Source organism: Clostridium sp. JS66 (genome assembly GCF_033561535.1).
Taxonomy (GTDB): Bacteria; Bacillota; Clostridia; order Clostridiales; family Clostridiaceae; genus Clostridium_AM; species Clostridium_AM carboxidivorans.
The window spans coordinates 1,568,596-1,588,564 of the sequence record NZ_CP131467.1 but is presented as its reverse complement, the minus strand read 5'-3'; the positions used below and the strand labels follow the sequence as shown (position 1 = coordinate 1,588,564).

The following is a 19,969-nucleotide window of genomic DNA, read 5'->3' as shown; positions in this document are numbered from 1 at the left end:
ATTAATATCATTAATTATTATCTTTAGGCACTAATTCAACTGCAGATTTAATTGCCTCTAACATACTCTTGTCATCAGCTATATTCTTTCCTGCTATATCAAAAGCCGTTCCATGGTCAACAGATGTACGTATTACTCCTCCGTTTAAACCAACTGTTACATTTATTCCATCTTCCATTCCAAGAACTTTTATAGGAATATGTCCTTGATCATGATAGCATGCAACTACAATATCAAACTCACCATTTACAGCACGAAGAAATACTGTATCAGGTGGATAAGGGCCACTTACTTTTATGCCTTCTTCTTGAGCTTTCTTTATTCCTGGAATCAACTTTTCTTCTTCCTCACCATTTCCGAAAAGTCCATTTTCACCAGCATGTGGATTTATGCCAGAAACTGCAATCTTCGGATTCTTGTATCCGGCTCTAGTTAATACATCATTAGCTAATTTAATAACCCTATAAGTTCTTTCAGGATTTATCATTTCAACTGCTTTTACAATACCCACATGTGTTGTAAGATGAATTACCTTAAGTTTTGGTGATGATAACATCATTGAATAATCTTTTGTATTAGTTAATTCTGCTAAAATTTCTGTATGTCCAGCAAATTTATGTCCACCTTTTTGCATTGCTTCCTTATTTAAAGGTGCGGTGCAAATAGCTTGTATTTTATTTTCTTTTGCAAGTTCAACAGCTTTTTTTACAAATTGAAATGCTGCATCTCCGGCAACCGGTGACATTTTTCCAATAGTTAAATCTTCAGGAATTATATCAATATTAAAGCAATCAATTTTACCATATGAAAACTCTGCATCCTTTATATCATTTATTAAATTTAAGCTTACATCAAACTTAGTAATTTTTATTGCTTTTTTTAAAAACTTTGGATCTCCTATTACAACTGGTGCACAAATATCATATACATTTCTATGACTTAATGCCTTTACTATAATTTCAGGACCAATTCCCGCTGCATCACCCATTGTAATACCAATTACAGGTTTTTTAAGCATCTCTTTTCCTCCTTGCTATAAAATTATCTCATTCCTTTATCTGCATTTTCCTTTAATACTTTCTTTAAAGCTTCAATACCTTCTTGTGGTAATTGATTAAAAGGTGCACGACATTTACCAACATTGTATCCTAATAATGATACTGCTGTTTTAACAACTGTATTTGGATTTCCATATTTGAAGCAGCCACGGAAACTAGCTATGCTATCTTGATATTCTTTGGCCTTTTTCCAATTACCTTCCATATAAGAATTATAAATTGATGCCATAGTGTGAGGATATACATTAGCACATCCTGCAATACCTCCAACACCACCTGCTTTTAAAGCCCAAAGAATTAATTGGTCATTTCCAGATAAAACACTGAAATTGTTTTTTTCAGTTGCAGAAATATATCCAAGAATATTTGTAAAATTACCTGAAGAATCTTTTGCACCAATAATGTTAGGAATTTCACTTAACTTTCCAACTGTTGCTGGAGCTAAAGCATTACCAGTACGAGCTGGAATATTATATAATATGATTGGCATATCTACTGCTTCAGCTACAGTTTTATAATGATCATATAATTCATTTTGGCTGGCTACTGCAAAGCTAGGTGTAATTATACTTAATGCATCAGCTCCTAAATCCATTGCCATTTTTGATTGTTCAATTGTTTCTTTAGTTGAAACGCATCCTGTACCTGCATATACTGGAACACGTCCATTAGTTTCTTCAATTACAGTTTTAAGAACTAACTTCTTTTCTTCTTTATTTAAAATATAACCTTCTCCATTAGTACCAAAACAGAATATAGCATGTACACCACTTTCAATTTGGCGATTTACTTGTTCTCTAAGTGCATCAACATTTATAGATTCATCCTCATTCATTGGTGTAATCATTGCTGATATAATTCCTTTAATTTCAACTTGTTTCATTTTTAAACATCCTTTCTATAAAACCTTAATTTTCTATAAAAACTTTAATTTAAAGAATTTGTTTATATAATTCACATGCATCTTCTTTGGTAACTTTACGCATATTATTATCTAGTAAACGTGTAACCTGCATTCCTGCATCAACTAAAAGATCCAAATCAGATGCTGGTACATCAAAAGTAGATAGACTTGTTGGAATATCCAAATGCTTTACAATTTTTTCAAACTGATTAATCATAAATTCACTTTTTTCTTCCACAGTAGTGCAAGTTTTTTCTCCATGAACACATCTGTCATATGCTTCAGCAAATTTTTCACGGCATACTGGTTCATTAAATCTCATTACAGGTACCAAAAGAATCGCATTAGAAACACCATGAGCAATATGATATTTACCACCAAGTGGGTAACTTAAAGCATGTACAGCTGTTGTTCCTGAATCTGTTATTGCAACTCCTGCGTAAAAACTTGCAATTTGCATTTTATTTTTAGCACTCATTGCTTCAGCATCATCACAAGCCTTAACAATATTATTAAGAATCATATCCAAAGCCTCTAGAGCAAAAATATCACTGAAAGGATTTGCCTTATTTCCAGTAAAGCACTCAATAGCATGAGCTAATGCATCTACACCAGTAGCAGCTGCAATTTTTCTAGGTAACTTTTTAATCATAATTGCATCTAAAATAACATAATCTGCAATCATTTCTTCATTTACTATACCTATCTTTAATTCTTTCTCAGGAACTGCCACGATTGCATTAGGTGTAGCTTCAGCTCCAGTTCCAGCCGTTGTAGGTATCATCAAAGTCTTTATACACTTTTTAGCTAATTTAGGTTCATCTAATAATTCATGAACTCCATACTCATCTGTTGCAAGTATACTAGCAAGTTTTGCAGTATCCATAACACTGCCTCCGCCTACTGCCATAATAAAATCAGCTTTACTTGCCTTAAATTCATCTACAAGCTTTTGTACTTGACTATATGTAGGTTCAGGTGGTAGATCATCAAGTATAGTTACTTCAACTCCTGCTGCATTCACAAAGTTCATAGGATAATCTAATAAACCTGCACTTTCAATTCCTTTGTCTGTAAAAACAGCTAACTTATTTACTTTATTTTCCAAAATAATTGTTTTTATATTTTCTAATGAATTTTCCCCGCTATATACAACACGTGGCATTTTTAGATTATATTTTTCTAACATTTTATAACTTCCTTTCCCTCATTTAATCTTAAAAGCATTTTTGATAAATCGCTAAATAGAGTTTTTTTACCAAACCCTCCAGATTTTGAAATTACATTTAGCATCTTTCCATCATAATTAAGCTGTGAAAGTACAACTCCACAATCCATTTCACATACAGGAAATATCCCCTTAATACCAGCCTCACGTGCAAATCCAAGGAGTGAATCTCCCCCCATAATGAAAATGGTGCTATCACATCCTTTGTCAATCAACCTTTTCAGAATCTTGCCCATGCCAGACATAATGTGTATACGCATCTGTTCAGCTGAAATTCCTCTTTTCTGTGCATAAGCAGTTGTACTTTCAGTGCCTTCCATATCGTTTGTATCAAGAATGACCATATGATTATTTTCACTAGAATCATACAAATTCTGAATAAATTCATCTGCATCACAATTTTCTGCCCAATCAGTGTTCAGCTTTTGCTCTGGAGTAAGTCGAAAATATGGTATTCCCTTACACTTTGCATCATTGCATTGAGCAACTGAAACTGGATTAACACTACCGCATGCTATAAACATATTGGGTTTTATTTCAGGTACTCTAGGTCTTTCGCTTCCAAGCTGAAGAATCTGTGATAATATAGAAGCTAATCCTGCACAACCAGCTATTAGATGCATTTCATCCTTTTTCTTAAGCTTTTCAGCAATATTTTTGATATCCTGATCACAACTGGAATCATACACTATGATTCCCTCTGTTGATTCACATGATTCTGAAATATCTGCACCCATAATGTGAACTGGAAGCTTAGACTGAGAATTAATAATTCCTTTTATATCTGAGTAACGGACTGGCTCAAACGGATCCTTACCAAAAATACTTTGAGCAACAGGAACTCCATTTATATAATGTATACCATTTACAGTAGTGCGACCCATTTTCGGAAATGCAGGAATAAAATGAATGTGTTTTGATCTACTTGCCAGCATTGCCGCCGTGAGTTCTGCACCAATATTTCCACGCAAACCAGAATCGGTTTTTTTATAAATATATGGAATCCCAATTTCAGTTGCTTGTCTCACAATTGAAAATACTTTTTGATAAGCTTCTGCCTTATCAAGATGGCGAGTCTCTGCATCAATTACTAATACTTCCACATTTGACTCTATTTTAGTGTAATCGATTTGAGAATCAACTATCACATATGTTACAGCACCACTAACTGTGAACTGTACACCTGTATCTAGTGCTCCTGTAAAATCATCTGCTATTATCAATAGTTTAACCATGTAATGTAAGGCCTCCTCCAATTAATGTAATGATTTCTATTAATAAAGATAAAATATCTAATAAAGATTTCCTGCACATTATGCCGTGTTCTTTATGACCTTATAATATCAGAACTTATAATGCCATTAAATGAAAACGTCCACATTTTTTGTTTAATTTTGAAACAATATTAAAATTTATTGTATTTATTTATAAAATATTATAATATTGTTACATAAGCATTTCATATTTGAACATATAATTATAAGGAGAGATATAAAATGTCATCTAAAATAAGAATTTTAGCTATTGCACCCTATGCCAGTATGCAGCCTTTACTAATTAAGATCTCAAAAGATTATCCCAATATAGATCTGACAATTACGGTAGGAGATCTAAAAAAAGGAGTGGAAATCGCTCAAAATAATTTTCACGGAAACTACGATGTTATTATATCACGAGGTGGTACTGCTAAATTACTTCAACAGTCAGTTTCACTGCCTGTAATTGAAATTAACACATCTGTTTATGATATTTTACGTACTCTAAAATTATCAGATGCTGATACAAAAAAAGTCGCAGTAGTTGGTTTCCCAAATATCACAAAAAATCTTTTATCTTTAATGGAATTATTGCCATATGAAATTGACATATTTACAATAAATTCTGCAGATGAAGATATTTCAATTCTACAAAATTTAAAAGATGCTGGTTACCATGCTATTCTTTGTGATATGATTACCTATACAACTGCTAGAAAATTTGGTATGAATGCATTTTTAATTACATCAGGAATTGAAAGTATTCGTGCTGCATTTGATACTTCTGTCTTTTACTGTAATAACTATACTAATATGAGATCTGAAAATCACTTTTTAAGACAACTTATCCATGGAAGAGATGCCAAAACAGTAGTTTTTACAAACGATGGAAAATTATTTTATTCTACGCTTTCAGATGATGATACGGATATTTTAGGTACACTTCATAAAAAAATAGATGAAGTTCTTCCAACTGGAAAACGTCATTTCTTACATCGTCAAAATAACCTGCTTTATTCTATTCAAGGACAGAGAATTCTCTCTGACGAATTTGAATATATAGCTTTCTATTTTTCTGTTAGTAAGCCTCCACTATCTGGCAACAAATGCGGTATCAATTACAGTGGGAGTAAAGAAGCAGAAGCAGATTATTTCAATAGTGCTTATAGTATAGTTGGTTCAATTGATAAACTTAACAGCACCATTGACCAAGTAAATCAAAATTTTTACCCTGTTATGATTTGTGGTGAAGATGGTACAGGAAAAAAGCAAATTGCTAAGGCTATCTATCTAAACAGTCCTGCAGTTAAGCAGCCATTTATAGAAATTGATTGTACTCTATTAAGTGATAAAATATGGGATTACATTTTAAATAATCATAATTCACCTTTATGTGATTCTGGTAACACTATCTTTATAAAAAATGTAAATGGTTTAAGTCAGCAGCAGCAAAAGGAGCTTTTAATTGCCATGACAGATATGGAAATTTGTAAAAGAAATAGAGTTTTACTTTCATGTATAAGTTCTTCTAGCGGAACACTTGATTCAAATATGATGGCATTTGTAAATCACCTGCATTGTTTTATCATCACTTTGCCAGCATTAAGAGATGATCCAGCGCGCATAGATTCAATTGTAAAACTATATCTTAACAAACTAAATATATCTACTGGAAAACAAATTTTAGGAATCACTCCAGATGCACTACAGATGCTTTGCGAATTTTCATGGCCTTATAACTATACTCAATTTACTCGGGTTATTCAAAATCTCGCTATAATAACTAAAGGTCAATATATTTCTTCTGATGAGGTAAAAGAAGTCTTAAGTAAAGAGAAAACTATTTTTTCAACTTCTTTCAATTCTAAATATTCTGCAGAGCTATTAGACCTATCTCGTCCTCTTAGTGAAATTGACAAAAATATTGCACTAAAGGTAATTGAGGTGTGTAACGGCAATCAAACCAAGGCTGCTGAAAGTCTCAAAATCAGTCGAACTACATTGTGGCGTTTAATTAAATCTAAATAGATGATCTTCAAATACTAAAACAAAAGCACTACAATTTAAGTGAAGTTGTAAGATAAAAGCATCTAACCACTACAATTTTTTGTAGTGGTTAGAAATGTTAAAGGCTTATTCTATAAAGGTATCATCTAATGGATTTCTATCAACTAATCTCTTATAACTATACTTAGGATAACCAACCATAACGGCGGCTACGGCCTTTTTATCTTCACGAATATTGAATAATTTAAGTAGTGGTGAGTTTTCAACAGCTATGCAATACTCAAAAATTCCTGCCCAGCATGATCCAAATCCTAATGAAGGTGCGAATAATAAATCATTACATTCTAATAAATTATTTTGATTTTTCATTCTAATGTAATCTTTGCCTTTTCTAGTTCAACAGCATTTCCTATTGTATCTCCTACCGGGCATCTTTTCTCAATTAATTCAATAAACTTCTTAATTTTTTCTTCTGAAGCATCACTCTTTATATGCATATTATATCTTACCTTCTGGTATCCCGGTCTTACATCCGATAACCCCATAAATCCATCTGGATCTAATTCACCTTCTAACTCTATCCAAAAATCCTCAAGATTTATTCTCATTTTTTCGGCAAAAGATGCTGCAAGGATTGTTTGACATCCACCTAGAGCGCAGAGAACTAATTCAACTGGATTCATTCCAGTGTTAGTTCCACCTAATTTTTCTGGTTCGTCAATATCTACCTTAAACCCTCTTGCTTCTGATGTAACTGCAAGACCTTCCTTTCGTCTTGTTACTGCTCTAAATGTTGTTATCGCCATAATACCACTCCTTTATAAATTTAATTAACATTACAACTACAAGTATCTCCCAATCAATTAATACTAAACATTATTTTTAAATCGTATAGTAAATGAAGAAATTCCATTCATTGTTTTATTGTATAAGCACGTTTAAATAAAACAAAGGATGGAATTCTATTTTAAATTTATTATGAAAACTAATTTATTTTGCTAATTCATTTAATTTTGATGCTAGAGGACTTAATTCTTGTAATACAGCATCCATATTTTGAATTTGAGATAACTGGTCTTTAAAGGTATCCGTTGTTGACACAATACCATTAGAAATATTATGTACTGAATTTTCTATTTTAGTTAAGGTATTATTTATCTCATTTATAGATTGATTACTTGAACTGGATAATTTTCTAATTTCTTTTGCAACTACAGAAAAACCTTTTCCGTATTCTCCAGCTCTAGAAGCTTCTATAGCAGCATTTAAGCCTAAAAGATTAGTTTGAGAAGCTATGTTTCTAACAAAATTTAGTATCTCATCTGTATTTTTAGCATTCTCATCAGCTTGCTTAACTTCAGTTAAAATAGTATCATTAGCCCCTACAGCAACTTCAATTCCTTTTGAAATTAAACTTGCCGCTTTAGACATTTCACTAAGGGATTCAGATAAAGTTTTTGATAAATTTAATATTTCATAGTGCCTTTTTAAACTTTTAACAAGAACTATACTGCCTATAATAACCCCTTTGTCATCCTTTACAGGAATCCCTGTAGCCTTGATCTCTACTCCAAAAACCTCTTTTGGAACTATTGATGACACTGTTTTTTTTGCTTTAATACACTCATAAGCAGCACCACCTGGCCTTAAAGGATCTCCTGGCTGTGCATTCATATTTATGTTTTCACTGTTTACTACTTTTATAAAATGATCTGTTGTTGACATAGTAAAAGCTATTTCGTCTTCAAAAAAGCTCTGCATATAAGGCATCATTTCTTCAAAAGCCTTTTGTAATTTATTTTCGATTTCAATCATTATTTATACCCCCAAAAAACTCAAAGTGCTATACTAATAGCATAACATTATATATAGGACAAATACCAATTAAAAGTTAATTACATTATATCATGGCTTAAGTTGAAAATGCATCCTATTTTGAGTACTTTCATAAGAAAAGAAGTATAGCTTAGTTATAAGTACAATAATTATTCCAGAATACAATAATTGTTATAATTTCACATATTATACTCCAATTTATTCCAAACTAAGGTATGTGGTATTTTCTGGAACACCAGATACAGATACATTATCCCCTTCATTTAATGAATCTAAGACCTTCATATCTTCTTTAGAAAGTTCAAAATCAAAAATATCTAAGTTTTCTTTTATTCTTTCTTCATTTGAGGATTTTGGTATAGGTATAATTCCTCTTTGTATATGCCATCTTAATGCTATTTGTGCTATAGTTTTTTTATATTTTTCTGATAAATTAATCATCACTTCATTTGAAAATATTTTTCCCCTCATTATTGGACTCCAAGCTACCAGCTGAATATTATTTTCATTACAATAATTGAGCATATCATTTTTAGAACTTAAAGGATGTACCTCTATCTGATTTACCATTGGCATTATTTTTGCGCTTTTTCTTAATTCTTCTAAATGTCCTATTTTAAAATTGCAAACTCCAATTGCTTTTACTTTACCTATTTCATAAAGATATTCAAAGGCTCTCCAAGTCTCAGAATTTAGCTTATTAGGCCAATGAATAAGATATAAATCTATATATTCTACTTGTAATTTTTCTAATGATTCATTAAAAGCCTTAATAGTTTTTTCATATCCATGGTTATCATTCCAAAGCTTAGTTACCAAAAATATTTCTTCCCTATTTACTCCACTATCTTTTATACCATTGCCTACTCCAACTTCATTACCATAAAAGGATGCAGTATCTATCTGTCTATATCCTGTATCTAGAGCACATTTTACTATTCTTGCTGTTTCACCGTTACTTCCAGATTTATATGTTCCAAATCCTATTAAAGGCATCTTTACACCATTACATAATACTTTAAATTTTTCACTCATAATATATAACCTACCTTTCACATTTCTTAATAAAAACATATCAATAAAAATTTATTTTGTAAATATACGTTCTAATAAAATTTCACTTTCACTTAGGGTTGAAGAAGAATAACTAAATTTCTTAATCAATCCATTTAATGAATAGCCTCCACTTGGGTTGCTGCCTACTGCTGTTTGTACTCCTGTAAAATCCTTGAATCTTCACTGAAGGCTTCTTTTCAATCTTATGAAGCCAGTATCTTCTATCTTTTGTAGCAAGTTAATTTACATTACCAAATTTTAAAGTGTCAGTTGTTGCAATTTATTTTTTGTACTCTCGTCAACAGGCATCTGAATCATAACATATGCACCTTTTATTTCAGTCGTTTCTAAAGTTATATGACTAAGGTATAAATCTCCGACTGTTGGGTGATGTAAGAGCTTTTGCCCTTCTGGAGTCCCAACGACTTCTGCGCTATTCCACCAATGCTTGAAAAATTTATCATTCTGTAAGTCATTAATCATATCCACCATAAAAGAATTGTTCTGATATATACTTAGTTTTGTCCTCAATTGTTCCACTCTTAGTTTGGCATATCCTTCCCAGTCATCCAAAATTTCCTTGATATATGGATCGTGAAATACCCTCCAAACTAAGTTTCGCTCTTTTTCATTTGCATTTTCATAGCCGCCATAGACCCTTGTAGCTGCTTTATTCCATGCAATGACGGTAAAGTTACGATCCATGACATAGGCAAGGCTTGGATTCTGACTATCCAGAAATTTTTGTAGAGTTTCTGAAACCGTTACATATGGCTCATCATCCATTGGCGGAATTTTATCTACCAAATGAAATAGATATTCTTTCTCTTCAAAATTTAGTTGTAATACCTTGGCCAATGAATTTAGAACGGCGTCTGATGGGTTTACGTTTTCTCTGCCTTGCTCAATACGTACATACCAATCAACACTAACTCCTGCTAAATCAGCAACCTCTTCTCGCCTGAGTCCTTTTACCCTTCTTCTACTATCTACAGGAATCTTGAATTGCTCAGGACACAATGTCAGGCGCTTCATTTTTATAAAATATCCGAGTTCCTTACTCTTTGTCATATGATACCTCCTAAACATCCGCAGTTAGTGTAAAGTTTTTTACACTACTTTTTAATTTGATCTTTTATATATCCAATATCTTTTAAAAATAAATTCTCAATTAATTTGGTTCATTGCCAAATATATTCCTCCGCACACTTCTTCTCCGTCGATGGTATAAATTATCCTAGGATAATTACATCTCTTTTACTCCAGTATTGAAACCGATATACTCTCTTTGAGAGTTAAATTTCAAAATTTAGAGGGGGAAAAGAATGCAAATTAAAAATAGACAATTTTCCAAATCACTTTTAATCATATTAACGGCTGTGTGTGCCGCCGCCGTTGCCAATTTATATTACGATCAGGTTTTGCTTTTTAATATTGCTAAATACTTCTCAGTTTCCATATCTACTTCCGGGCTGCTGGTCACGGCAATTCAAATAGGTTACACAATCGGCCTGTTTCTGTTAGTACCACTCGGAGATATGTTTAGCCGACGAATACTCATTTTATCCGGCCTTGTCTTTTCGGCAATTTTCATCTTTCTAATTACTATTATATCATCATTTTATCCGGCAGTGGTAATAGGTTTCTTTTTAGGGTTATCTACGTTTTTTGCCCAAGTGATTATTCCATTTGTCTCCTCACACACACCAGCCGAAACCCGGAGCGCCAGGGTTAGCCATTTATTGACTGGAATTTTTCTTGGTGTTCTGTTTGGCAGAGTGTTTGGCGGGTTCATCGGACAGTTTTTAGGATGGAAAGCGGTACACGAAATTGCGGCCGTTATTTTGTTAATAGTCGCAATCTATTTATATTTTACTCTACCGGACGATCAAACAGAGAAAGTAAAATCATATAAAAAAATAATGGGCTCTCTGCTTCCACTGCTAAAGCAAGAAAAAGTGTTAAAAGAAACTATTCTTTTTGGTACATCCGCCTTTTGCGTATTCAATATTTTCTGGGTTTCATTATCTTTTATATTAGAGAATGCGCCTTACTATTATGGAAGTGCCGTTGTTGGCGCTTTTGGGTTTATCGGAATTGCGGGAACACTAGCGGCGGGATTTTCCGGAAAGTTGGCAGATAGCAAAAAAGTGGACTTGTGGAATATCCTTGCACTCTCAATTATGCTAATCTCTTTTCTTGTGCTGGGTGCCGGTTGGAATCAGATCATTGTATTGATTCTCGTCACTTTTATTCTGGATGTCGGCTCAAGAATGAACACGACTATCAACCAAGGACGCAATTACAAATTAAATCCCCAAAATCATAGCAGATATAGTTCTCTATATATGTTTTTTTATTACTTGGGCGGTTCTTTAGGCTCGCTAATCGGGGCAAATGTTTATCATGCATTTGGAGTTATAGGAATCGTATTGGTAAGTTGCGCTATTTTCTGTGTAGTTTATGTCTATTTCCTGATATCCCGAATTCATGCTCGTAAAAGTGCATCTATGTTCTCGTAACAATAAGGGAACGATTTGAAACAAAGTGCAAAGGCAGTGGCCTTAATTTTGCATTTTTTTCATCATACAGATACTGCTGATTATACTGATCAAGTATTTGAATTAAGTCATTTACTGGGATTTAAGTTTGCACCTAGAATCAGAGATATATTTGAATCATATTCATAATTTATAGCATTATTTTTTATTCTGTACAGAAGCCAGTTTGTTTGTAGTTGCTCCTGTTTGTGCCCCTGCTACATATGCATACTGTGTTTCATACTAATAAAACTTATTTTTTAAAGCTTAGAACAAACATTAAGTACAATTGTTAACTATAGTATTAAATTTAGTTGACAATGCTTTTCCATTCATATATACTTCAATATATACAAAACATGATTTTTGATAATTTATAATGGATACATATTAAGTATTTACGGAGGTTTTTAATTATGAAGGATTTAGCAAAACAAATTATTGCAGGTAGACGTTTAAAAAGAGACGAAGATTTCACTTTCTTTTTAACATCAGATATAGAAGAATTACTTGAAGGTGCCAATATGATTCGTGAAGCATTGTGTGGCAACAAGATTGACCTTTGTACTATTATAAACGGCCGCAGTGGTCGCTGTAGTGAAAACTGTAAGTTTTGTGCTCAATCTGCTCATCATCACACTGGAATTGAAGAATATGAATTTTTAGACCCTGATGTAATTTTGGAAGATTGTAAAAAAAATGAAGCTAATGGAGTTCACCGTTATTCTATTGTTACCGCTGGTAGATCTCTATCAGGAAAAGACCTTGATAAAGCCCTTGAAGCCTACAAAAAAATGCATGAAGAATGTAACATTAGTCTTTGTGGATCTCATGGACTTTTAAGTGAAGAAGAGTTTATTCGTTTAAAAGAGGCTGGTGTTTCAATGTATCATGAAAATATAGAAACCTCAAAACGAAACTTTCCTAACATTTGTACTACCCATACATATGAAGACAAAATTCATGAAATTAAGCTAGCAAAAAAGATAGGTTTTAAAGTTTGTTCTGGTAGTATCATTGGTATGGGTGAAACTTGGGAGGATCGTATTGATATGGCAGTAAGCTTATCAGAATTACAAATTGAATCTATTCCTGTCAATGCACTTATGCCTATTAAAGGAACATGTTATGAAAATTTGAAACCTATTTCTGAAGAAGATATTTTAAGAACCGTAGCTATCTTTCGTTACATTAATCCTACAGCATATATCCGTATGGCAGCAGGCAGAAGTTACTTTAAAGATGGTGGTAAAAAAATTTTTCTATCTGGTGCTAATGCTACAATCACTGGTGATATGTTAACCACTGTAGGTAATAATACTATACAAGATAAAGAAATGTTAACTAACTTAGGCTTTGATATTTCAAAATAGCCTTTAGCTATTATATACAATAAAAATGGAGGAAAATTATGAAGAAGAAATCTAATGCTTATCAAATGGCAGTTATAGGTGTCATGGCTGCAGTCATGTGCATTCTTGGACCTTTATCAATACCTATTGGTGTAGTACCAATTTCCTTTACAAATTTAGCAATCTATTTTGCACTTTACGCACTTGGTATGAAAAAAGGATCTATCAGCTATATAATCTATATGTTAATCGGTTTTGTTGGAATCCCAGTATTCTCTAATTTTTCTGGTGGTCCATCTAAACTATTCGGACCTACTGGTGGCTATATTATCGGATTTTTCTTTATGGCACTGATTGCAGGATTCTTCATCGATACTTTTTTTGATAAATGGTATTTATGCTTTATAGGTATGGTTCTAGGAACTGCTGTATGCTATATTTTTGGCAGTATGTGGTTATCATATCAAGCTCATATATCAGCACATGCAGCATTTTCTGCAGGCGTAATTCCTTTTATACCTGGAGATCTTGCTAAAATTATAATTGCTACTTTGGCAGGTTCTAAAATACGTGAGCGACTAATTAAGGTTAATTTATTTCAAGCTTAATCATCCTAAACTATAATTAACTAGGGCTGTTACATTAAGAATAAATACCAAAACTATGTAAATTCTTAATGCAACAGCCCCTTATTTTTTATTATCAATCGAAATACTCTATAAAATTAATCATTCAAATAATTCTTAGTGAGTTCTTCTTGTATTTTTAATAGTAATTCATTAAAACGTTTCTTTTCATTTTCAGTTAAAAAGTTTAGAAGTACAGATGTAAATTCCTCATATTTAGGTAATATACTATTAAATATTTCCTTTCCATTATCTGTTACTACAGCTTTTATGCTTCTTCTATCACTTTCATTTATGATTCTTTCAATTAATCCTCTTGATACCATTCTATCAACAAGGGTTGTTATATTAGCTCTTGTTACATTCATTTTTTCACCAAGAGTAGATAAAGTAATTCCATCATCTCCAGCTAAATAAACTAAATATAGTGCAGAAAACTGAGTTTCGGATAACATAAGTTCCTTGTAAAATTTATTAAGTACCTTCTGAACCATATTGGAAGTTTTAGAAATTACCTCTAATAATCTTAATGAACTACTTCTATTATCATCTAATTTTTTGCTTTCTTCGTACAACTGTTATTCGCTTCCTTTCACAAGTATTATTCTTAACCAGTTTCCTGAAAATTTAATTAACATATAAATTGTCGGCTTACTAATTATTTATAATATATACTGATTTTATCACCATTGTCAAGCGGATTAAGCAATATTATACCAAAATGAAAACAACCCTTAAAATTAATTAAAGGTTGTTTTTATTAACTATTTATGAGCTTTTTGTGGAAAAGCTGCTTTAATTGCATCTGCCTGAGCTTGTGTTATTATGTTAGAGCTAACTAACTCAGCAAATAAATCAGTTTTCTGCTTAGGATTTGCTGCAAAATAAGCTTTTCTTTGATCTGCTGTCATTCCTTTTACTTTTTCCATTTGAGCTTTCATATCAGCAGCTTTTTGCTTTTGAAAATCTAATATTTTTGTTTCCTGATCTGCTGTTATTGTTCCTGCTGTAACAAGTTTATCAAGCTGTGCTTTAAAACCTTGTTTTTGTGGAAAAGTAGCTTTAATTGCATCTGCTTTAGCTTGTGTTATTATGTTAGCACTAACTAATTCAGCAAATAAATCAGTTTTTTGTTTAGGATTTGCTGCAAAATAAGCTTTTCTTTGATCTGCTGTCATTCCTTTTACTTTTTCCATTTCAGCTTTTCTTTCAGTAGCCTTTTGTTTTGCAAAATCCAATATCTTAGTTTCTTCATCTGCTGTTATTGTTCCTGCTGTAACAAGTTTATCAAGCTGTGCTTTTATTCCCTGCTTTGATTTATTTTCATTATGTTTTGCTTGTTTTTGTGGTAAAGCTGCTTTAATTGCATCTGCTTTAGCTTGTGTTATTATGTTAGCACTGACTAATTCAGTAAACAAATCAGTTTTTTGCTTAGGGTTTGCTGCAAAATAAGCTTTTCTCTGATCTGCTGTCATTCCTTTTACTTTATCCATTTCAGCTTTCTTTTCAGCAGCTTTTTGTTTTTGAAAATCTAATATTTTTGTTTCTTCATCTGCTGTTATTGTTCCTGCTGTAACAAGCTTATCAAGCTCTGTTTTTAATGATGTTCCTACATTCTTATGACCTACCTTGCCGCTTTGGAAAGCTTTAGCTTTAGTAGTTGGAGTTGCACTTTTAGCTGATGCATAAGTTACAGTAGAAAAAAGTGTACCACTTACCATTAATGCTGCTATAACCTTGGTCATTAGTTTTTTATTTACCATTTAAATTTCCCCTTTCAAGCTTTTTAATATTTTTGTTTTGTTTACATTTTTATATTAACCTGCTTGTGTGTCAGTTTCATGGCAAACAAATGAAATTTATGTTACACCGTAAGCAAAATAAGGAAAAATTCACTTTAATTTTTTACTTGTTTAATGTGCTATGTTTTATACCATAAATAAAGTAAATACAAAGTCCTATTACTAACCAAATTGCAAATCTAATCCAAGTAACCATTGGTAAACTTGCCATAAGATAAATACAAAAAATTATGGTTAATGCTGGAGTATATGGTACACCTGGACATTTAAATTTTCTTTCAATGTCAGGCATTGTCTTTCTTAAAATCACAATTCCCATAGATACAAGTATGAAAGCAAATAAAGTTCCTATATTACATAAATCCATAATTACATCTAATGGCAAAAAACCTGCCATAACAGCTGTTACAATTCCCGTTATTATAGTACATAATTCAGGAGTTCCATGCTTTTTAGATACTTTGGCAAATGATTGTGGTAGCAATCCATCCCTTGACATAACCATAAATATTCTAACTTGCCCATATAAAGTTACAAGAAGAGTAGAAATCATACCAATCACAGCCCCTACACCAACTAAAGATGACCCCCAGTTTATTCCTATTCTTGATAAAGCACCTGGAAGTGCATTATTTACATCTATGGATGTAAAGGGAACCATTCCTGTAAGTATAACTGCTACAGATATATATAATACAATGACTGCAATCATACAAATTGTTAATCCTATTGGAATATCCTTGTTAGGATTAGCCGCTTCCTCTGCTGCTGTAGACACTGAATCAAATCCTATAAATGCAAAAAATATAATTGCCGCTCCTGACATTATTCCCTTAACTCCATAAGGTGCAAAAGGATGATAATGTGCAGGATTTATATGTGTAACTCCAAGAATTATAAACACAAGTATTACAAATATCTTTACACCAACTATAATATCATTTACTTTTGCACTTTCTGACACACCTAAATACAAAAGCCATGTCACTACAGCAGTAATTAAAACAGCTGGTAAATCTACAAGTCCTCCTGACATAGGAGACTTTATAATTGCTGCTGGTAAATGTATACCGTAGTCATTTAATATTCCAACTAAAGTTCCTGACCAGCCTGAAGCAACTGCAGCTGCTGAAACAAGATATTCAAGTATTAAATCCCATCCTATAATCCATGCTATGATTTCTCCAAAAGCAACATATGAATATGAATATGTGCTGCCTGCTACAGGAAAAATAGTTGCAAGTTCTGAATAAGTAAGAGCACAAAGCGCACTTGTTATAGCTGCTATTACAAAGGATATAGTAACAGCTGGACCTGCCAAGTGGGCTCCTTGACCCGTAGCAACAAATATACCCGTTCCAACTATGGATCCAATTCCAATTGCCGCTAAATCAAAAGCCTTTAATTCCTTTTTAAGACCACTCTTTTTAACGGACTGTTTAAAATCCTCTAAAGATCTTTTTCTGAATAGATTCATTAATTTAAGTCCTCCTGATAATCTTGAAAAAATTTATTTATACAAATGTATTAATTATAAATAAAAACAAATAGTTATACAACATTCATATAAGTCAGTATGAAGCATTTTTCAACATATTAACCCTTTTTTCTTTAAATAAAGTAATCTTTCTTATATAAAAATAGGCGAACTTATATATTCGCCTATTTCCTATTTATATCATGTATAAACCTATCCTGAAAATAAATCTCACATTGATGCAGCTGCAATTTTTATTTTTTATTTACCATTTGAGACTACATCCTGTTTTATATTCAAATTCTTCTTTTATTACTTTCATTTTTTCTTCTTCTAAATTCTCTAACTTTAACTCTATACTTAAATTTAAAGGGTTAAAAGATGGATTCTTCTTTATAATTATACCTTCTCTTCTGCAAAGCACCTGTGCTATTTTTATTATTTCATTTTGATTTACAGCACTGGATATACTCATATTCCACCCTGTAATTTTAGCAAGCTCACTAACTTTTTCTGTATACTTTTTTCCAATTACAGGTGATATAAATGAAAGTTCTATATACTTACCTTTATCATTTGATTTTATTCCCTTTTTATATGGTTTGAATTCTTCTTTTTCAAAACCTTCTTCTATAATCTTTAAAGCTTGATTTTGCTCCAATGCCTTAACTTCATTTTTACTTTCTATTACGTCATTTCTTAAATCTTTAATTGCTCCAGAGCTTTGTACTAAAAGTTCTAATCCTGTTTTTTCTTTAAAAATGTTTAATTTACTTTGTTCCACACTACATTCAGAATTCAATATAACCACAGCTTTCTTTTCTTCAATCCTATAGGATATCTTTTTTATATCTAGGTCATATAAAAGCTCTGATATTAAACTGTCCGATGCATTTATATTTACTTTATCGCTTATTTCTACCTTCCATTTTGTTTGTTTTTCAAATTTCATACAGGCTTCATATATATCTCTATCTACTACATCAGGAAAATCAAAGCTCAATATTACTTTCTTTTCATTATAAATAAGTCCAGCTTTTTTAAAGTTATATTTTGAAAAATATTCAGCTATAAAATCATTTAACTCATTAGGCTTTAACTCTTTTGGCTTCAATTCTTCCTGTACTACTTCTTCACTTTTACATTTAAACAAGAATAACCTTTTGTTATCATTTTCAAAATATACAGACTGTACTACTAATTTTTGAATTTCATCCATTTCTAAAGTTTTTATTTTATTACTTCCGGTCCATATATATATTAACTCTTCTACAGTAAAAAATTTTTCTCCATAATTATGTAGTATAAACTTCCATAATTCCTTTATACTATTTTCATCTAATTTGCTGCTTGATTTTATAACATGAGGCATTTGCTTTTTCCACTGTTTTCTCGGATTTTTTATATTAACCTCATAACATTCTCCACATTTTGGTGCATATACCCTTCCTCTTACTTCTGATAAAAGTTCCTTAGAAAAGCTTTCTACAACTTCTTCATTACCATGTACCATAAATATGTTATTAGGAGTTAATAAACTTATAAGTGACTTTATTTCTCCTTTATCTCCATGAGCAGAAAGTCCTACCTTTTCCACTTTACATTTCACAGGAATACTTCTTCCATTTAACTCTAACTTTTTATCTTCTTCCTCCTCCAGCAAATTTAATAATTTTCTACCTGGAGATTCTTCATCCTGATATCCAGTTATAACTATGTACCCATTTTCCATAGGAGCTATCTTTTCTGCATAATACTGGCTGTAGCCTCCTGTAAGCATACCAGAGCTTGAAATTATTATACAAGGCTCCTTATCTTCTAATATTTTCTCCCTAATTTCTTTCTTGTCCACAGCAATTATATTATCATCATAAAAAGGCTCAATTCCTCTTAATATCTTTTTACCAAGAGAATTTTTTAAGTAAAGTGGATTTAACTTATATACTCTATTTATATCCTTGATCATTCCATCTACATATATCTTTACATTTTTTATAGATTTCTTATTTAAAGCCTTCTTAATAATTAAAATAATCTCTTGTGCTCTTCCCAAAGCAAAAGCTGGAATTAGCATTTTTCCTCTATTTACTTCACATTCATTTATAAGTTGTAAAAGTCTTTCTTCCTCAACTTCTCTATTAGCATGAAGCCTGTCACCATAAGTAGTTTCAAAAATTGCAGCATCTGGTCTAAGTTTTGGAACCTTTAAGCCCTCTACTGTTTTCTGTGAAAATACTGAAAAATCTCCAGAATAAAATAAAGAGCCTTCTGGTGTAGTAATATACACACAAGAAGCACCTGCTATATGACCTGCTGTATAAAAAGTTATCTTTATATCTTCAAATATAGGAAATTCCACCATATAATTTATAGTAAATATCCTATTTAACATATTTTCAACATCTACTTCTGCATAAAGAGGAATTTCTGCTTCTCTATTGTTCATTATTTTCAAACTATCATACAAAAGAACCTTCATTAAATCCTTTGTCATATTATTTGCATATATTTTAGCACCAGGATATTCCTTGCTTATTATTGGCAATGATCCTATGTGATCCATATGAGCATGACTTATAATTATTGCATCAACTCCTCCTTGTTCCTGAATAGTTCTGAAATCTGGAAGAGGATCTTTAGATGCACCTTGCCTTATTCCACAATCTAAAAGTATATTTTTATTATAAATTTTTAGGAGTATGCAGCTTCCCCCAACTTCATGTGCTCCTCCTAGAAATGAAATTTTCATGATTACACCTACTTTCTAACATTCATATTATATCCCAAATTTATTTTTTGAGAAAGTAAATAAAAAAACTACTTTTTT

16 protein-coding genes and 2 pseudogenes are annotated in these 19,969 nt (G+C 31.8%); 5 read left to right on the top strand and 13 right to left on the bottom strand.

Annotation, left to right across the window (positions count from 1 at the left end; genetic code table 11):
- Nucleotides 1-10: 10 nt before the first annotated feature.
- Genes pdxA through Q6H37_RS07540 form a run of 4 tightly spaced genes read right to left on the bottom strand, consistent with a single transcriptional unit; the run spans nt 11 to nt 4,425 of the window.
- Entirely contained in the window at nt 11-1,018 is a 1,008-nt protein-coding gene (gene pdxA / locus Q6H37_RS07555) for a 4-hydroxythreonine-4-phosphate dehydrogenase PdxA (RefSeq protein WP_318740574.1), read from the bottom strand.
- Between the two features lie 23 nt (nt 1,019-1,041).
- Nucleotides 1,042-1,941: a 4-hydroxy-tetrahydrodipicolinate synthase gene (gene dapA, locus Q6H37_RS07550; RefSeq protein WP_318740572.1), complete on the bottom strand. Its 900-nt coding sequence runs from the start codon at nt 1,939-1,941 to the stop codon at nt 1,042-1,044.
- Nucleotides 1,942-1,990: 49 nt separating this feature from the next.
- Complete coding sequence (locus Q6H37_RS07545) at nt 1,991-3,151, bottom strand: iron-containing alcohol dehydrogenase (protein WP_318740570.1); 1,161 nt, start codon at nt 3,149-3,151, stop codon at nt 1,991-1,993.
- Nucleotides 3,145-4,425 (bottom strand): four-carbon acid sugar kinase family protein, encoded by a 1,281-nt coding sequence (locus Q6H37_RS07540; RefSeq protein ID WP_318740568.1) that lies wholly within the window; start codon nt 4,423-4,425, stop codon nt 3,145-3,147. Before Q6H37_RS07540 ends, Q6H37_RS07545 begins: the two co-directional genes overlap by 7 nt.
- Nucleotides 4,426-4,686: 261 nt before the next feature.
- On the opposite strand from Q6H37_RS07540, the gene Q6H37_RS07535 reads away from it, so the two are divergent.
- Nucleotides 4,687-6,474, top strand: coding sequence for a sigma-54-dependent transcriptional regulator (locus tag Q6H37_RS07535; RefSeq protein WP_318740566.1), 1,788 nt, complete (start codon nt 4,687-4,689; stop codon nt 6,472-6,474).
- A 105-nt stretch (nt 6,475-6,579) separates the two neighbouring features.
- Here the strand turns inward: Q6H37_RS07535 and Q6H37_RS07530 are convergent.
- From Q6H37_RS07530 to Q6H37_RS07510, 5 genes and pseudogenes are all read right to left on the bottom strand, one after another.
- A pseudogene (locus Q6H37_RS07530) lies at nt 6,580-6,783 on the bottom strand (nitroreductase family protein); the annotation flags it as partial.
- Nucleotides 6,784-6,818: 35 nt separating this feature from the next.
- Nucleotides 6,819-7,259 carry an OsmC family protein gene (locus tag Q6H37_RS07525; protein ID WP_318740562.1) on the bottom strand — a complete coding sequence of 147 codons (441 nt, stop codon included), beginning with the start codon at nt 7,257-7,259 and terminating at the stop codon, nt 6,819-6,821.
- Nucleotides 7,260-7,443: 184 nt separating this feature from the next.
- The gene (locus tag Q6H37_RS07520) at nt 7,444-8,268 is read right to left on the bottom strand and encodes a methyl-accepting chemotaxis protein (protein WP_318740561.1); all 825 of its coding nucleotides are present in this window, start codon (nt 8,266-8,268) and stop codon (nt 7,444-7,446) included.
- A 219-nt stretch (nt 8,269-8,487) separates the two neighbouring features.
- Nucleotides 8,488-9,324 carry an aldo/keto reductase gene (locus tag Q6H37_RS07515; RefSeq protein ID WP_318740559.1) on the bottom strand — a complete coding sequence of 279 codons (837 nt, stop codon included), beginning with the start codon at nt 9,322-9,324 and terminating at the stop codon, nt 8,488-8,490.
- Between the two features lie 279 nt (nt 9,325-9,603).
- Nucleotides 9,604-10,416: a helix-turn-helix transcriptional regulator gene (locus tag Q6H37_RS07510; RefSeq protein ID WP_318740557.1), complete on the bottom strand. Its 813-nt coding sequence runs from the start codon at nt 10,414-10,416 to the stop codon at nt 9,604-9,606.
- A gap of 254 nt (nt 10,417-10,670) precedes the next feature.
- Here Q6H37_RS07510 and Q6H37_RS07505 point away from each other — a divergent pair, with 254 nt between their 5' ends.
- The 4 genes and pseudogenes from Q6H37_RS07505 to Q6H37_RS07495 all read left to right on the top strand — a co-directional run bounded on the left by Q6H37_RS07505 (nt 10,671) and on the right by Q6H37_RS07495 (nt 13,845).
- Nucleotides 10,671-11,867, top strand: a complete 1,197-nt coding sequence (locus Q6H37_RS07505; protein WP_318740555.1) for an MFS transporter — start codon at nt 10,671-10,673, stop codon at nt 11,865-11,867.
- A 60-nt stretch (nt 11,868-11,927) separates the two neighbouring features.
- A pseudogene (locus tag Q6H37_RS29520) lies at nt 11,928-12,017 on the top strand (Tn3 family transposase); the annotation flags it as partial.
- A 284-nt stretch (nt 12,018-12,301) separates the two neighbouring features.
- Nucleotides 12,302-13,258, top strand: coding sequence for a biotin synthase BioB (gene bioB, locus Q6H37_RS07500; RefSeq protein ID WP_318740553.1), 957 nt, complete (start codon nt 12,302-12,304; stop codon nt 13,256-13,258).
- A 38-nt stretch (nt 13,259-13,296) separates the two neighbouring features.
- On the top strand, nt 13,297-13,845 hold the full coding sequence (locus Q6H37_RS07495; protein ID WP_318740551.1) for a biotin transporter BioY: 549 nt from the start codon (nt 13,297-13,299) through the stop codon (nt 13,843-13,845).
- Between the two features lie 116 nt (nt 13,846-13,961).
- Here the strand turns inward: Q6H37_RS07495 and Q6H37_RS07490 are convergent, their stop codons facing one another.
- The 4 genes from Q6H37_RS07490 to Q6H37_RS07475 all read right to left on the bottom strand — a co-directional run bounded on the left by Q6H37_RS07490 (nt 13,962) and on the right by Q6H37_RS07475 (nt 19,891).
- Nucleotides 13,962-14,438 carry a MarR family transcriptional regulator gene (locus Q6H37_RS07490; RefSeq protein ID WP_318740549.1) on the bottom strand — a complete coding sequence of 159 codons (477 nt, stop codon included), beginning with the start codon at nt 14,436-14,438 and terminating at the stop codon, nt 13,962-13,964.
- Nucleotides 14,439-14,627: 189 nt separating this feature from the next.
- The gene (locus Q6H37_RS07485; protein WP_318740547.1) at nt 14,628-15,626 is read right to left on the bottom strand and encodes a hypothetical protein; all 999 of its coding nucleotides are present in this window, start codon (nt 15,624-15,626) and stop codon (nt 14,628-14,630) included.
- Between the two features lie 142 nt (nt 15,627-15,768).
- Nucleotides 15,769-17,142 carry an amino acid permease gene (locus tag Q6H37_RS07480; RefSeq protein ID WP_318740545.1) on the bottom strand — a complete coding sequence of 458 codons (1,374 nt, stop codon included), beginning with the start codon at nt 17,140-17,142 and terminating at the stop codon, nt 15,769-15,771.
- A gap of 265 nt (nt 17,143-17,407) precedes the next feature.
- The gene (locus Q6H37_RS07475) at nt 17,408-19,891 is read right to left on the bottom strand and encodes an MBL fold metallo-hydrolase (RefSeq protein WP_318740543.1); all 2,484 of its coding nucleotides are present in this window, start codon (nt 19,889-19,891) and stop codon (nt 17,408-17,410) included.
- Nucleotides 19,892-19,969 lie beyond the last annotated feature (78 nt).